Origin of the sequence: Actinoplanes sp. TBRC 11911 (assembly GCF_012933445.1) — a bacterium.
GTDB lineage: Bacteria > Actinomycetota > Actinomycetes > Mycobacteriales > Micromonosporaceae > Actinoplanes.
The window spans coordinates 1-520 of the sequence record NZ_JABBNC010000085.1; the positions used below are offsets into that span (position 1 = coordinate 1).

The 520-nt window shown below is 67.1% G+C and carries 1 protein-coding gene; it reads left to right on the plus strand.

Annotated features, from left to right (window positions below; all coding sequences use genetic code 11):
- Positions 1-385 (plus strand): LLM class flavin-dependent oxidoreductase (locus HH310_RS43005; RefSeq protein ID WP_169181553.1); only part of this gene is annotated, 385 nt, incomplete at its 5' end.
- Positions 386-520 lie beyond the last annotated feature (135 nt).

Sequence of the window (520 nt, forward strand, 5' to 3'; positions counted from 1 at the left end):
GGCACCCGCGTACGTCGGGGACGACATCGCGCACCAGCGGGAGCAGACGCGCTGGTTCGGCGGGATGGTCGGCAACCACGTGGCGGACATCGTGTCCCGTTATGGTGGTGACGGGGCGGTGCCGCGGGTGCTCACCGACTACATCAAGGACCGCGAGGGCTACGACTACGCGGAGCACGGGCGGGCCGGGAACACGCACACCGCGTTCGTGCCGGACGAGGTGATCGATCGGTTCTGCGTACTCGGACCCGTGGAGAACCATCTCAAGCGCCTGCAGGAGCTGCGGGATCTCGGCGTGGACCAGTTCGCGGTGTACCTGCAGCACGACGCCAAGGTCCCCACCCTCGAGGCGTACGGCAAGCAGATCATCCCAGCATTCAGGTAAGTAACGCCGCGGTGGTTGCCCGCGCGCCGCGATTTCGCGAGGTGTCGGGGCGGCCACCATGTCGTCGGCAGCAGGAACGCGCAGACGGGGGTCTGCGTGCCGGCGACAAGCTCTCAGAACCGGAAGGAATGTGAA